Origin of the sequence: Propionivibrio dicarboxylicus (assembly GCF_900099695.1) — a bacterium.
Classification (GTDB): domain Bacteria; phylum Pseudomonadota; class Gammaproteobacteria; order Burkholderiales; family Rhodocyclaceae; genus Propionivibrio; species Propionivibrio dicarboxylicus.
This window is the reverse complement of record NZ_FNCY01000006.1, coordinates 1-12,895: the sequence shown is the minus strand read 5'-3', so window position 1 is coordinate 12,895 and position 12,895 is coordinate 1. Positions and strand designations below refer to the sequence as shown.

General features: G+C 62.5%; 16 protein-coding genes. 3 read left to right on the top strand and 13 right to left on the bottom strand.

Translation table 11 applies throughout. The features are described from left to right. Window positions 1-48 precede the first annotated feature (48 nt). From iscX to BLR25_RS08580, 11 genes are all read right to left on the bottom strand, one after another. The gene (iscX, locus tag BLR25_RS08630) at window positions 49-243 is read right to left on the bottom strand and encodes a Fe-S cluster assembly protein IscX (protein WP_091936610.1); all 195 of its coding nucleotides are present in this window, start codon (window positions 241-243) and stop codon (window positions 49-51) included. 2 nt (window positions 244-245) lie between these two features. Then, on the bottom strand, window positions 246-587 hold the full coding sequence (gene fdx, locus BLR25_RS08625) for an ISC system 2Fe-2S type ferredoxin (RefSeq protein ID WP_091936608.1): 342 nt from the start codon (window positions 585-587) through the stop codon (window positions 246-248). Then, window positions 584-2,488 (bottom strand): Fe-S protein assembly chaperone HscA, encoded by a 1,905-nt coding sequence (hscA, locus tag BLR25_RS08620; RefSeq protein ID WP_091936606.1) that lies wholly within the window; start codon window positions 2,486-2,488, stop codon window positions 584-586. Before hscA ends, fdx begins: the two co-directional genes overlap by 4 nt. A 22-nt stretch (window positions 2,489-2,510) precedes the next feature. Beyond that, complete coding sequence (gene hscB / locus BLR25_RS08615; protein ID WP_091936604.1) at window positions 2,511-3,038, bottom strand: Fe-S protein assembly co-chaperone HscB; 528 nt, start codon at window positions 3,036-3,038, stop codon at window positions 2,511-2,513. A gap of 92 nt (window positions 3,039-3,130) precedes the next feature. Next, the gene (gene iscA / locus BLR25_RS08610) at window positions 3,131-3,454 is read right to left on the bottom strand and encodes an iron-sulfur cluster assembly protein IscA (RefSeq protein WP_091936602.1); all 324 of its coding nucleotides are present in this window, start codon (window positions 3,452-3,454) and stop codon (window positions 3,131-3,133) included. A gap of 28 nt (window positions 3,455-3,482) precedes the next feature. Further along, a complete protein-coding gene (gene iscU, locus BLR25_RS08605) occupies window positions 3,483-3,866 on the bottom strand; it encodes a Fe-S cluster assembly scaffold IscU (RefSeq protein WP_091936600.1) in 384 nt (127 codons plus the stop codon). A gap of 31 nt (window positions 3,867-3,897) precedes the next feature. Next, window positions 3,898-5,109, bottom strand: coding sequence for an IscS subfamily cysteine desulfurase (locus tag BLR25_RS08600; protein ID WP_091936598.1), 1,212 nt, complete (start codon window positions 5,107-5,109; stop codon window positions 3,898-3,900). A gap of 21 nt (window positions 5,110-5,130) precedes the next feature. Continuing rightward, a complete protein-coding gene (locus BLR25_RS08595; RefSeq protein ID WP_091936596.1) occupies window positions 5,131-6,288 on the bottom strand; it encodes a cysteine desulfurase family protein in 1,158 nt (385 codons plus the stop codon). 9 nt (window positions 6,289-6,297) lie between these two features. Next, a complete protein-coding gene (gene iscR, locus BLR25_RS08590; RefSeq protein ID WP_091936594.1) occupies window positions 6,298-6,786 on the bottom strand; it encodes a Fe-S cluster assembly transcriptional regulator IscR in 489 nt (162 codons plus the stop codon). A 57-nt stretch (window positions 6,787-6,843) separates the two neighbouring features. Then, the gene (gene cysE, locus BLR25_RS08585) at window positions 6,844-7,596 is read right to left on the bottom strand and encodes a serine O-acetyltransferase (protein ID WP_091936974.1); all 753 of its coding nucleotides are present in this window, start codon (window positions 7,594-7,596) and stop codon (window positions 6,844-6,846) included. A gap of 102 nt (window positions 7,597-7,698) precedes the next feature. Further along, the gene (locus BLR25_RS08580) at window positions 7,699-8,469 is read right to left on the bottom strand and encodes an RNA methyltransferase (RefSeq protein WP_091936592.1); all 771 of its coding nucleotides are present in this window, start codon (window positions 8,467-8,469) and stop codon (window positions 7,699-7,701) included. Between the two features lie 80 nt (window positions 8,470-8,549). Here BLR25_RS08580 and BLR25_RS08575 point away from each other — a divergent pair, with 80 nt between their 5' ends. From BLR25_RS08575 to BLR25_RS08565, 3 genes are all read left to right on the top strand, one after another. Then, on the top strand, window positions 8,550-9,359 hold the full coding sequence (locus BLR25_RS08575; protein ID WP_091936590.1) for an inositol monophosphatase family protein: 810 nt from the start codon (window positions 8,550-8,552) through the stop codon (window positions 9,357-9,359). Window positions 9,360-9,490: 131 nt separating this feature from the next. Next, window positions 9,491-10,069: a nicotinamidase gene (locus BLR25_RS08570; protein WP_091936588.1), complete on the top strand. Its 579-nt coding sequence runs from the start codon at window positions 9,491-9,493 to the stop codon at window positions 10,067-10,069. Beyond that, window positions 10,066-11,403: a nicotinate phosphoribosyltransferase gene (locus tag BLR25_RS08565; RefSeq protein ID WP_091936586.1), complete on the top strand. Its 1,338-nt coding sequence runs from the start codon at window positions 10,066-10,068 to the stop codon at window positions 11,401-11,403. The genes BLR25_RS08570 and BLR25_RS08565 overlap by 4 nt, the downstream gene beginning before the upstream one ends. 15 nt (window positions 11,404-11,418) lie before the next feature. On the opposite strand, the gene BLR25_RS08560 is transcribed toward BLR25_RS08565, so the two are convergent. Both BLR25_RS08560 and BLR25_RS08555 read right to left on the bottom strand, forming a co-directional pair. Next, window positions 11,419-12,213, bottom strand: a complete 795-nt coding sequence (locus BLR25_RS08560) for a sulfite exporter TauE/SafE family protein (protein ID WP_091936584.1) — start codon at window positions 12,211-12,213, stop codon at window positions 11,419-11,421. Between the two features lie 82 nt (window positions 12,214-12,295). Next, window positions 12,296-12,895, bottom strand: a 600-nt coding sequence (locus BLR25_RS08555) for a TRAP transporter large permease (RefSeq protein ID WP_143009807.1), incomplete at its 5' end; no start/stop codon positions are given.

The window sequence follows — 12,895 nt, the reverse complement described above, 5'->3', positions numbered from 1 at the left end:
CGTCCGATGAAGCAAACGTAATAATGCTTTTCGATTTTTGAAAATATCTCAATCGACCTCGTCGATCCAGGCCTGCTGAATGGCCTCGAGCACCTTTTCACCGCAATGCTTGGGGTCGTCGTCAAAATCTGGCAAGGCGATAACCCATTGCATCAAATCAACAAAATTGACCTTCTTCGGATCGACGTCGGGATGCGAATCGGCCAACTCGGCGGCAATATCGTAAACGGAAGTCCACTTCATGATCAGCGTTTCCCTTCCCGTGTCATGTTGATCGAATAGCGCGGAATCTCGATGACCAGTGGCGTTTCGTTCACCACGGCCTGGCACGAGAGACGCGAATTGGGCTCAAGCCCCCAGGCCTTGTCCAGCAAATCGTCCTCGAGTTCGTCCGAAGGCTCGAGACCGTTGAAACCCTCGCGAATGACGACGTGGCACGTCGTACAGGCGCAGGACATCTCGCAGGCGTGCTCGATTTCGATGCCGTTATCGAGCAGATTCTGACAAACCGACTCGCCCTCCTTGGCCTCGATGACGGCCCCGTCCGGGCAGATTTCCGCGTGGGGCAATACGATGATCTGTGTCATGCCGATTCTCCCGAAGTCTGATCAGTGAGTTCTTCCTCCGTCAGCGATTCGATCCGCTTGCCGGCAAATGCCTTGCGGATCGACTTGTCCATCCGCAGCGCGGCAAACGCCTTGGTTTGCATCTCGAGTTCATTCATTGCCGCGTTGATCTGCACCCGGTCTTCGCCAAGCGATGCCGCCTGCAAACGCGTCATCAACTGCTCAATGCGAGCGCGCTGTTCGGTTTCGAGCAATTCGCCATCGCTGCGCAAGGCTGCCTGCACGGCTTCGATCAGGCGCTGCGCCTCGACCTGGGCTTCCTTCATCGCGCGCCTAAGGGCGTCGTCGCGCGTATGCGCCATCGAATCCTTGAGCATGCTGGCGATCTCGTCGTCGGACAAGCCGTACGACGGCTTCACCGAAATGCTGGCCTCGACTCCCGAGGTCGTTTCGCGCGCCGACACGGACAACAGGCCATCGGCATCGACCTGGAAGGTGACGCGAATACGCGCCGCACCGGCGACCATCGGCGGAATACCGCGCAGTTCAAAGCGGGCAAGCGAGCGACAGTCGCTGACCAGTTCACGCTCACCTTGCACGACATGAACCGCCAACGCGGTCTGCCCGTCGCGGAAGGTCGTAAACTCCTGCGCACGCGCGACCGGAATGGTCGAGTTGCGCGGAATGATCTTTTCGACGAGCCCGCCCATCGTCTCGAGTCCGAGCGAGAGCGGGATGACGTCGAGCAGCAGCCAGTCGTCGCCGGCGGCACGGTTGCCGGCGAGCAGATTGGCCTGCGTCGCTGCGCCCAGCGCGACCACCTTGTCGGGGTCGAGATTATTGAGCGGCTGCTGCTTGAAAAATTCGGCGACAGCACGCTGGATCTGCGGCATGCGCGTCGCACCGCCGACCATGACGACGCCCTTGACATCATCGATCGTGAGCGCGGCATCGCGCAGCGCCTTTTTCACCGGCTGAATCGTCTTCGACACCAGCGTCTGCGTGATCTCGGTGAATATCTCGGTCGTCAGCTTGAGATCGACGACCTCGCCGCTGCCGAGCCGCGCCGAAATCGGAGCGACGCCATGCGGCGTCAGGTATTCCTTGGCCTCACGCGCACAGGTCAGCAGCAGACGGGCGTCCTCGGCCGAGAGCGGCTTGAGCTTCGCCGCCTCGAGAATCCAGCAGAAGATGCGCTGATCGAAATCGTCGCCGCCGAGCGCCGAGTCGCCGCCGGTCGACAGCACTTCGAAAACGCCGCGCGACAGGCGCAGGATCGAGATGTCGAAAGTGCCGCCGCCAAGATCATAGACGGCATAGATGCCTTCGGCCGCATTATCGAGACCGTAAGCGATCGCCGCCGCCGTCGGTTCGTTGAGCAGGCGCAAGACCGACAACCCGGCCAGCTTGGCCGCATCCTTGGTCGCCTGACGCTGCGCATCGTCGAAATAGGCCGGGACGGTAATCACCGCGCCGACGAGCGGACCGCCAAGCGCACTCTCGGCCCGTACGCGCAAGGCGCGCAGGATGTCGGCCGACACCTCGACCGGACTCTTGACTCCTGCCACCGTCTGCAAGCGGACCATGCCTGGGGCATCATCGAAGACGTACGGCAACGACTCGCGGTGCGCGATATCCTTGAGGCCACGCCCCATGAAGCGCTTGACCGAAACGATGACGTTGCGCGGATCGACGGCTTGCACGGCCTGCGCCTCGTAACCGACGACAGGCTCTTCGTCGGCACGATACTGGACGACCGAGGGCAAGAGCGGCCGGCCGAATTCGTCGGCGAGAACGACCGAGAGTCCGCTGCGCACCGTCGCCACCAGGGAGTTGGTCGTCCCCAGGTCGATCCCGACCGCCAGTTTGTGTTGATGCGGTGCCGGCGATTCGCCAGGTTCCGAAATTTGCAGTAAGGCCATAAGGGGTCCCTGTGTATTTTTATTAGGCCTCGACGGCCTCCAAGGCTTCGTCGATATCGACGAGCAAGCGTTCGAGGAACATCAGGCGCCGCACGCGATCGCTGGCCTGCACCAGGTCCTTGCGATCGTCAAGCAGGTCGGCCAGTTCCTCGTAGCCTGAACGGATCGAGGCCCGCACGCGCTGATCGAGGTCTTCGAGTTCCGGCGCGGCTTGCGCGGCGCGGGCTTCAGCGACCGTTTCACGCCACTCCATCTGTTCGACGAGGAATTCGGCCGACATGGCGCGATTGTCGGCGAGATCGATGCCTTGTCCGGCGAGTTCAAGCAAATAAATGGCCCGCGACAGCGGCTTCTTCAGCGCCAGATACGCCTCATTGGCCCGCGTCGCCCATTGCAAGGATAAGCGCCGCTGCGCATCGTCGGCATCGGCGAAACGATCCGGATGCACCTGCGCCTGCACGTCGCGGTAACGGGCATCGAGTTGTGCAGCATCGATGCGGAAGCGCCGCGGCAGATCGAACAGCGCAAAATAGTCGGCGTTGAAATCCATGAATTCCCTTGGCGATGTTTGACGAACCGGCCCGGCCGGCATCGTCGCAATCCAGCACTACCCGACGCGCCCGCCGGGTACCGCTCACACCTTTAAACCGTGAAGCTCTCGCCGCAACCGCAGGCGTCCTTGACGTTCGGGTTGTTGAACTTGAAGCCTTCGTTCAAACCCTCGCGCGTGTAGTCCAGTTCGGTACCGTCCAGATACGCCAGACTTTTCGCATCGATCAGCACCTTGACACCGTGCGACTCGAAGGACACGTCTTCGGGTTCGATGACATCGGCAAACTCGAGCTTGTAGGCGACACCCGAGCAACCGCTGGTGCGAACGCCAAGCCGCAGGCCAATTCCCTTGCCACGTTTGCTGAGATAGTTGGCGACGTGTGCCGCCGCCCGCTCCGAGAGTGTTACCGCCATTCCTGTTCTCCTGTCGACAACGACGATATCATTCGCCGTTCTTTTTCTTGTAATCGGCCACCGCTGCCTTGATCGCATCCTCTGCCAGAATCGAGCAGTGGATCTTGACCGGCGGCAGCGCCAGTTCTTCCGCAATCTGCGTATTCTTGATCTCGAGCGCCTGCTCAAGCGTCTTGCCCTTGACCCATTCGGTCACCAGCGACGACGACGCGATCGCCGATCCGCAACCGTAGGTCTTGAACTTCGCGTCTTCGATGACACCGTCCTTGCCGACCTTGATCTGCAATTTCATCACGTCGCCACAGGCCGGCGCGCCGACCATACCGGTCGCGATGCCCGACTCTTCCTTGCCGAAGGATCCGACGTTGCGGGGATTCTCGTAGTGATCCAGAACTTTTTCGCTATATGCCATTTCCGACTCCATTCATCCTTGTATTACCGCGTCAGTGGGCGGCCCACTGGACGGTGTTGAGATCAATCCCTTCCTGCACCATTTCCCACAATGGCGAGAGTTCGCGCAGCTTGCCGATCTTTTCGTGCAGCAGCTTGACGGCGAAGTCGATTTCTTCTTCCGTATTGAAGCGACCGATCGTGAAGCGGATCGAACTGTGCGCCAGTTCGTCGTCGCGACCGAGCGCCCGCAAGACATACGAGGGTTCCAGCGAAGCCGATGTACAGGCCGAACCGGACGAGACAGCCAGATCCTTGATCGCCATCAGCATCGACTCACCTTCGACATAGGCGAAGCTGATGTTCAGGTTGTGCGGCACGCGATGGACGAGATCGCCGTTGACGAACACCTGGGGGATATCCGACAGCCCTTTCAGCAAACGGTCGCGCAAGGCGCCGATGTGGGCGTTTTCGCTGGCCATTTCTTCGCGGGCGATGCGGAAGGCCTCGCCCATGCCGACGATCTGGTGCGTCGCCAGCGTCCCCGAACGGAATCCGCGCTCGTGGCCACCGCCGTGCATCTGCGCTTCAAGCCGCACGCGCGGCTTGCGCCGGATGTAGAGCGCGCCGATACCCTTCGGGCCATAGGTCTTGTGCGCCGAAAAGCTCATCAGGTCGACCTTCAGTTTGGCCAGGTCAATCTCGACCTTGCCCGTCGCCTGTGCCGCATCGACGTGGAAAATGATGCCCTTCTCGCGGCAGATTTCACCGATCTCGGCGATCGGCTGGATGACACCGACCTCGTTATTGACGAACATCACCGAGACGAGAATCGTGTCCGGACGAATCGCCGCCTTGAAGGCATCGAGGTCGATCAGGCCATTGTCCTGGACGTCAAGATAGGTCACTTCGAAACCGTTGCGCTCGAGTTCGCGGCAGGTGTCGAGCACGGCCTTGTGCTCGGTCTTCACCGTGATGAGGTGCTTGCCCTTGCCCGAATAGAAATTGGCAGCGCCCTTGATGGCAAGGTTGTCCGACTCGGTCGCGCCGGAGGTCCAGACGATCTCCTTCGGATCGGCATTGACGAGCCGCGCCACTTCTTCGCGCGCTTCCTCGACGGCCGCTTCCGCTTCCCAACCGAAAGCGTGCGAGCGCGACGCCGGATTGCCGAATTTCTCGACGAGATAGGGAATCATCTTGTCTGCCACGCGCGGATCGACAGGCGTCGTTGCCGAGTTATCCAGATAGATGGGCAGTCTCAACATGTGTTCACTCCGTAATTAGCATCAAACCGCGATTGCGGACAAACGCCGCAGTTTCGACACGGTCTCCTGCAAAGTCAATAAAAAATCGTCCATGTGTTGCTCAGTATTCGCTACGCCCAAACTCACCCGCACCGCACCGCGCGCCAACACCGGCGGCACCGCCATCGCTTGCAGCACGTGCGACGGCTCGGGATTGGCGCTGGAACACGCGGCACCGCTAGCCACCGCAAAACCGGCACGATCGAGTTGCCCCACCAGCGTTTCACCCTCGATACCGGGAATCGAGAACAGCACGGTATTCGGCAGGCGCGGCGCCTCGGCGCCGAAAACAACCGCCCCGATGTCCGCAAGCCCGGCTTCGATGCGTTGGCGCAGCGCCGGCAAACGCCGCGACACTTCTTCCAAACGCCCGACCGCCTGCGCACATGCGGCGCCAAAACCGACGATCGCCGCGACGTTTTCGGTTCCCGACCGCAGTCCTCTCTCATGACCGCCGCCGGCGATCAAAGGTTCCAACTCGACGCGTTTATCGACAATCAGCGCCCCTGCACCCTGCGGACCGCCGATCTTGTGCGCCGACACCGTCAGGGCATTGACGCCCGCCGCGTTCAGCACACGAAAGTCTAGCGGCATTTTTCCGAGCGCCTGGACGGCATCGGCGTGAAACCAGGCGCCGGCAGGCTTCGCCAGGGCCGACAAAGCCGCGATGTCCTGAACGACGCCGGTTTCATTGTTCGCCGCCATGACCGAGACAAAACGCGGCCGCCGGGCGACGACCTCGCGGAATGCCGCCGTATCGACGCGCCCCTGCGCATCGACCGACAGCTTGCACACTTCCCAGCCCTGACGCGCCAGTTGCTCGGCCGGCTTCATGACACAGGGATGCTCGACGGCGCTGATCGCCGCCAGTCCCGGCCGTTGCCGCGCCGCCACGCCCTTGACGAAAAGGTTGTTGGCTTCGGAACCGCCGCTCGTAAACACCACTTCAGTCGCATGCGCACCGACCGCCAGAGCGACCTGTTCGCGCGCCGCATCGATGGCTCGCCGCGCATCGCGTCCGTACTCGTGCCGGCTCGACGCATTGCCGAAGCGCTGCGACAACCAGGGCATCATCGCGTCGAGCACGACCGGATCGAGCGGCGTCGTCGCGTTATGATCGAGATAGACGGGCGCGAACATCGCTATTGCTCAGGCCACCACCGACAGCGTCCGTGTCCGACTGCCAGCCGGACGGCGCAATTCCTCGAGCGTGACCACCTCGCCGCCGAGTTTGCGCAACTGCTTCTCGACGAGATCGGCCAGCGTCACCGACGACAGATACTCGTACATCTTGGCATTGAGCGTCGTCCACAAATCGTGCGTCATGCAGCGCTCTTCGTCGCGGCAATTCTCATGACCGCCGCATTGCGTCGCATCGAGCGGCTCATCGACGGCACGCACAATATCCGCAACGGTAATCTGGTTTCCCGGACGCGCCAGGCAATACCCGCCGCCCGGTCCGCGCACGCTGCCGACCAGCTCGTGACGGCGCAATTTGCCGAAGAGCTGCTCCAGGTACGACAACGAAATCTTCTGCCGCTCGCTAATGCCGGCCAGCGTTACCGGGCCTTCGCCGCTCCGCAGCGCAAGGTCGATCATGGCCGTCACGGCAAAACGTCCTTTGGTGGTCAGTCGCATGGGATCCTCCAGTCAATACCCGATCAGCAGACTCAACTATACCGAGCCACGCCGATATTAGTCAACTATTTTGCTCAGGTATTTCGGATCGAATTTGTCGGCCGTCGCCAGTTCGTCTTCGACACAAACGCCGCTGGCTTCGAGCTTATGCAGCAAGAGTTCCAGCCGACGGTCGGTCTCGACGGCGTGATCGAGCAGTCCGTGAATCGCCTTGGCCAGCGGGTCGTCCTGCTTGCCGGCCAGCGCATAGGCGGAAAAGCCCATCTGACCGGCTTTTTCCTCACGCTTCTGCGCCTGTTCGGAGTCGATGATGCGCGCCGGATTGCCGACTGCCGTCGTTTCCGGCGGCACATCCTTCACGACGACCGCATTCGACCCGACCTTGGCGCGCGCGCCGATCGTGATCGGCCCGAGAATCTGGGCGCCGGCACCGACCACCACGCCATCTTCAAGCGTCGGATGGCGCTTGCCCTTGACCCAGGACGTGCCGCCAAGCGTCACGCCGTGATAGAGCGTGACGTCGTCGCCGATCACCGCCGTTTCGCCAATCACCACCCCCATGCCATGGTCGATGAAGAAGCGGCGACCGATCGTCGCCCCCGGATGGATTTCGATGCCGGTCATGAGGCGGGCGACATGCGAGGTGAAACGCCCGAGCCAATAGAATCCACGCCGCCAGAAACCGTGCGACAGGCGGTGCAGGATCACCGCATGCACGCCGGGATAACAGGTCAGCACCTCCCAAGTCGTACGGGCGGCGGGATCCCGGTCGAACACGGAACGAATATCTTCGCGAAGGCGGCTGAACATCAGGAAAATCTCCACAGGCAACAACGGGGCATTCTACAATACCCGACTCTTTCTATCAACAATTAAACGCAGGCCCGCCGGACATCGCTGGCCCGCAAAGCCTCAGCGCAGGCGTTTCTGAACGGCGTCGAGAATCCCTCGCAGGATGTTGATTTCGTCGCGTTCGAGCGCGGCACGGCCGAACAGGCGCCGAATCTTCGGCATCAAGCGCTTCGGTTGCGAGGGATTATGGAAGCCGGTAGCGACCATGACCGACTCCAGATGCGCGTAAAAGCGTTCGACGTCGTCGAAACTTGCCGGCGGCGACTCGAAAGGCACGGTCCGCGTCACCACCGGCGGACGCTCCGCGAACGCCGCCATGCGCAATTCATAACAGAGCACCTGCACGGCGGCGCCGAGATTGAGCGAGGTGTAGTCGGGATTGGCGGGAATGAACACCGTATGCTGGCAGCGCATGACATCCTCGTTGGCCAGCCCGCGCGTTTCGTTACCGAAGACGAGCGCCACCTCGCCTTCGTTCGTCCGCTCGAGGGCGACAGCCGCCCCTTCCCTCGCCTGCAGCGGCGCCGGACCGAGGTTGCGGTGCCGGGCCGACATCGCGATCGCCATCACCGTGCCCACCAGCGCCTCATCGAGCGTCGCGCAGACCTGGCAATGGACCAGCACGTCCTCAGCCCCGGCGGCACGGGCAATGGCTTCGTCATCGGGAAAACGGGCGGGATCGACGAGCACCAGACGCGACAACCCCATCGTCTTCATCGCCCGCGCCGCGGCGCCGATATTGCCGGGATGACTCGGGCGACAGAGGACCACGCGCACGCGGTCGAGAGCGCCGGCGGATGCGGCCAGGGAAGACGCAGAAACTTGATTCATATAAAATACCGGATTCACTCAACTTCGCGGACAAACCGAAGCACTTCGGCCTCCGGCGAACTCTCTTTAAAAGATACCCTATGCATCCAGCACTCAACATCATGGTTAAGGCCGCGCGTCGCGCCAGCCAGATCATCAACCGCGCCTCGCAGGATCTCGAACATCTGCGCGTCACCGTCAAGCGCCAGAACGACTTCGTCACCGAGGTCGACAAAGCCGCCGAAGCCGCCATCATCGAAGTGCTGCGCGAGGCGTATCCGGAGTACGGGATTCTAGCAGAAGAGTCCGGCGAGACCCTGGGCAGCGGCGCTGGCAGCGACTATCAGTGGATCATCGACCCGATCGACGGCACCACCAATTTCATCCACGGCTTCCCGCAATACTCGGTATCGATCGGTCTCGCCTACAAAGGCCAGATGAACCAGGCGCTGGTCTATGACACGCTGCGCAACGAGATGTTTACCGCCAGCAAGGGCGGCGGTGCCTTCCTCAACGAGCGCCGCATTCGTGTCTCGAAGTGCGTGAAACTCGAAGACGCACTGATCGGCACCGGCTTCCCCTTCCGCGTTTTCGACCACATCGACACCTACCTCAAACTCTTCAAGGAATTCACCGAGAAGAGCGCCGGCGTACGCCGTGCCGGTTCGGCCGCGCTCGATCTGGCCTACGTAGCCTGCGGCCGTCTCGACGGCTTCTGGGAATTCGGCCTGGCACCGTGGGACATGGCGGCCGGCAACCTGCTGATCAGCGAAGCCGGCGGACTCGTCGGCGACCTGACCGGCGGCGAAGACTACATGAAGACCGGCAACCTGATCGCCGGCACGCCCAAGGTGTTCTCGCAGATCGTGCAGATCGTCGACGGCTACCGCTCGGCAGCGCTGTCGGCTTAAAGCCCAAGCAAGCTCCGCGCGCCAAGGCCGTGCGCGCGGGGTCTACGCTGCCTCTGCTCTGCTTCGGTGTTGCCTCCGCCCGGCCCTGCCGACGCCCCCCTGATTTTCGGCCCGACAGACAAGAGATTTCGATGACGACCCGACTTCAATCCGGCGATGCGCTGTTGATCGTCGACGTACAGAATGACTTTCTTCCCGGCGGCCAGCTCGCCGTCACCGACGGTGACACCGTCATCGCGCCGCTCAATCGCTGGATCGAACGATTCCAGGCCGCCGGCCTGCCGATCTTCGCCACCCGCGACTGGCATCCGGCAGCGCATTGCTCGTTCATCGCGCAAGGCGGGCCGTGGCCAAACCATTGCGTCGCCAACACCGATGGCGCCCGCTTCGCGACGGCGCTACGCCTGCCGAAAAATGCAAAAGTCATCAGCAAGGCGACGACGGTCGAGGTCGACGCCTACTCGGGCTTCGGCGGCACCGATCTATCCGACCTACTCCAACACACCGGCAGCCAGCGCCTCTTTATTGGCGGCCTTGCTACCGACTATTGCGTGCTCAACACGGTCCTCGACGCCTGCCGTCTCGGCTACAACGTCGTCCTGCTGAGCGAAGCGATCCGGGCAGTCAATGTCCAAGCCGGCGACGGCGCGCGCGCGATCGCCGAGATGCAGGCCGCCGGCGCCACGCTGCTTGAGGAATCTCCCGAATGAACGACCAAAGCGTCCTCATCACCGACTTCTATCAGCTGACCATGCTGCAGGCCTACGATGACCACAGCATGAACGATACCGCGGTCTTCGAATTCTTCGTCCGCCGTCTGCCCGACAATCGCAATTTCCTGCTCGCTGCCGGCCTCGAACAAGTACTCGATTATCTCGAGACCGTGCGTTTCACGCCCGAAGAACTCGACTGGCTGGCAAAGAGCGGCCGCTTCACGCCCGACTTCGTCGCTACGCTCCGCGACTTCCGCTTTTCTGGCGAAGTCTGGGCGATGCCCGAAGGCACCCCGTTTTTCGCCAACGAACCGATCCTGCGCGTGGTCGCGCCGCTACGTGAAGCCCAACTGATCGAAACGCGCATCATCAATCTGCTGCAATTCCAGATATTGATCGCCACCAAGGCCGCGCGCACGCGACTGGTCGCGCCCGAGGCGCTGCTCGTCGACTTCGGCCTGCGCCGGGCGCACGGTGCCGAAGCCGGCATGCTCTCGGCCCGCACCAGCTATCTCGCCGGCTTCAACGGCACGGCCAACGTCCTCGCCGGCATGCAGTGGGACATTCCGCTCTTCGGCACGATGGCGCATTCGTTCATCCAGGCGCACGAAGACGAAAGCGAGGCCTTCGAGAATTTCTCGCTCTCGCATCCGCGTGCGACGACGCTGCTGATCGACACCTACGACATCGACGCCGCGGCCCGCGCCATCATCCCGTTGGCCGGCCGGCTCGCCGCACGCAATATCCGCCTGCAGGCGGTACGCATCGACAGCGGCGACCTCGGCCAGAACGCCGCCCGTGTGCGCGCCATCCTTGATGACGGCGGTCTCAAGGACGTGCATATTTTCGCCAGCGGCAACCTCGACGAATACGCCGTGCGCCGCCTGCGCGCCGAACGCGCGCCGATCGACGGATTCGGCATCGGCACACGCATGAACACCTCGGACGACTGCCCCTACCTCGAATGCGCCTACAAGCTGCAGGAATACGCCGGTGCGGCGCGGCGCAAGCGTTCCGAAGGCAAGGCCAGTTGGCCGGGACGCAAGCAGGTCTATCGCCGCTACGACAATGATGGACGCATGTGCGGCGACACGCTAACCCTTGAGGGCGATGCCCCGGCCGGCACCCCGCTGCTCGAATGCGTCATGCGCGACGGACGACGGACGGCATCGCAGGCGACGCTGGCGCAACTGCGCACCGACGCCCAGGTGCAACTCGCACGCCTGCCGGAAAATTGCCGCGGACTCGACGCGACAACGCCCTACCCCGTCGATATCGCACCGGCGCTGCAAGCGCTGGCCGACAGCGTGGACCGGCGCCTGCCGGGCTGACCCTCCGGCCCTGGATCAAGCCAAGGCCGGCTTGATCCAGTACTGCCAGGTGTAGATCACGGTCAGCGCGATACCGACAAAAATCACCATGCCGCGCAGCCAGCCCACCGGCATTTTCTTGGCAACGCTGGCGCCGACAAAGCCGCCGGTCATCGCGCCGACGGCGCAAACCAGCGTCTGCCCCCAGGCAATGCCACCCTGGACGATAAAGACGGCGAAGACGCTGGCAATAATCAGTACGGCAAGATAATTCTTGATGGCATTGCTCTGCTGGATATCGCGGTAGCCCATCAGGCTGAGGCTGGCGAGCACCATCAGGTTGACGCCACCGCCGAAGAAGCCGCCATAGACGGCGACGATGCCCAGTCCCAGCGCCGAGGCGAGCGAGCCGCCGGCGCGCGGCTCGGCACCCGACGTCTGGCGCTGCGCGATGCGCAGCACCCAGCCCCGGATTTGTTCGGCATACGCGAAAAGCGCCGTCGCGAAGACGACGAGCGCGGGCAACAGCCGGGCGAAGCCGTCATTGCCGATCCAGTACAGGAGAGCGGCACCGGCCGTGCTGCCGGCCAGGGTCACGAACGACAGGAACGGCAGGTGCGCGCGCACTGCCCAGAGTTCGCGGCGATAGGCGAAGGCCGCCATGCCATTGCCCGGCCACAGCCCGACGTTGTTCGACGCGCTCGCCAGCGCCGGAGGAACACCGGCAGCGACGAAGGCCGGAAAACTGAAGAACGTACCACCGCCAGCAATCGCATTGACGAAACCAGCGGCCAGCGCTGCCACTGCGATCAGGAGGAAATCCAAAAACATGAGATCGACGATGCCGCTCAGCGCATCACGCCGATGCCGCCCACGGCGGCATCGGCTGACAACGTCACATCCATGACAACCGCTACATCAGCCACTTGGCCGGCACGGTGACGAGTTTGGGGAAGAAGACGAGCAGGAACATCAGCACGGTCTCGGCGAGCAGGAAGGGCCAGACGCCCTTGATGACGTTGTCGAGCTTCTCCTTGCCGACCGCCGCCACCACATTGAGCACCGTCCCGACCGGCGGCGTCAGCAGGCCAATGGCATTGTTCATGATGAACAGTACGCCGAAGTAGTACGGATCGATCCCCGCCATCTTCACCACCGGCACCAGAATCGGGCCGAGGATCAGTACCGTCGGGATCAGATCCAGCGCCGTCCCGACGATGATCACCAGGATCGTGATCACCAGCATCAGCACCATCTGGTTGTCCATGAACGGCTTGAGCAACTCGATCGTCTGCGCCGGAATGTCGGCGATCGTGATCAGCCACGCCGATACCATCGCGCAGGCGACCAGGAACATGATCGTGCACGAGGTCTTCAAGGCCGAAAGCATCAGGTACGGCACCTTGCGGACATCGAGTTCGCGATAGACGAGCAAGCCGGTGAAGAGCGAGTAGAAGACAGCGACGACCGCCGCTTCGGTCGGCGTGAACACGCCGGCCTTCATCCCGCCGAT

Coding starts and splice junctions, on each gene's coding strand:
- iscX (WP_091936610.1), bottom strand. CDS start 243: ATGAAGTGGACTTCCGTTTACGATATTGCCGCCGAGTTGGCCGATTCG.
- fdx (WP_091936608.1), bottom strand. CDS start 587: ATGACACAGATCATCGTATTGCCCCACGCGGAAATCTGCCCGGACGGG.
- hscA (WP_091936606.1), bottom strand. CDS start 2,488: ATGGCCTTACTGCAAATTTCGGAACCTGGCGAATCGCCGGCACCGCAT.
- hscB (WP_091936604.1), bottom strand. CDS start 3,038: ATGGATTTCAACGCCGACTATTTTGCGCTGTTCGATCTGCCGCGGCGC.
- iscA (WP_091936602.1), bottom strand. CDS start 3,454: ATGGCGGTAACACTCTCGGAGCGGGCGGCGGCACACGTCGCCAACTAT.
- iscU (WP_091936600.1), bottom strand. CDS start 3,866: ATGGCATATAGCGAAAAAGTTCTGGATCACTACGAGAATCCCCGCAAC.
- BLR25_RS08600 (WP_091936598.1), bottom strand. CDS start 5,109: ATGTTGAGACTGCCCATCTATCTGGATAACTCGGCAACGACGCCTGTC.
- BLR25_RS08595 (WP_091936596.1), bottom strand. CDS start 6,288: ATGTTCGCGCCCGTCTATCTCGATCATAACGCGACGACGCCGCTCGAT.
- iscR (WP_091936594.1), bottom strand. CDS start 6,786: ATGCGACTGACCACCAAAGGACGTTTTGCCGTGACGGCCATGATCGAC.
- cysE (WP_091936974.1), bottom strand. CDS start 7,596: ATGTTCAGCCGCCTTCGCGAAGATATTCGTTCCGTGTTCGACCGGGAT.
- BLR25_RS08580 (WP_091936592.1), bottom strand. CDS start 8,469: ATGAATCAAGTTTCTGCGTCTTCCCTGGCCGCATCCGCCGGCGCTCTC.
- BLR25_RS08575 (WP_091936590.1), top strand. CDS start 8,550: ATGCATCCAGCACTCAACATCATGGTTAAGGCCGCGCGTCGCGCCAGC.
- BLR25_RS08570 (WP_091936588.1), top strand. CDS start 9,491: ATGACGACCCGACTTCAATCCGGCGATGCGCTGTTGATCGTCGACGTA.
- BLR25_RS08565 (WP_091936586.1), top strand. CDS start 10,066: ATGAACGACCAAAGCGTCCTCATCACCGACTTCTATCAGCTGACCATG.
- BLR25_RS08560 (WP_091936584.1), bottom strand. CDS start 12,213: ATGTTTTTGGATTTCCTCCTGATCGCAGTGGCAGCGCTGGCCGCTGGT.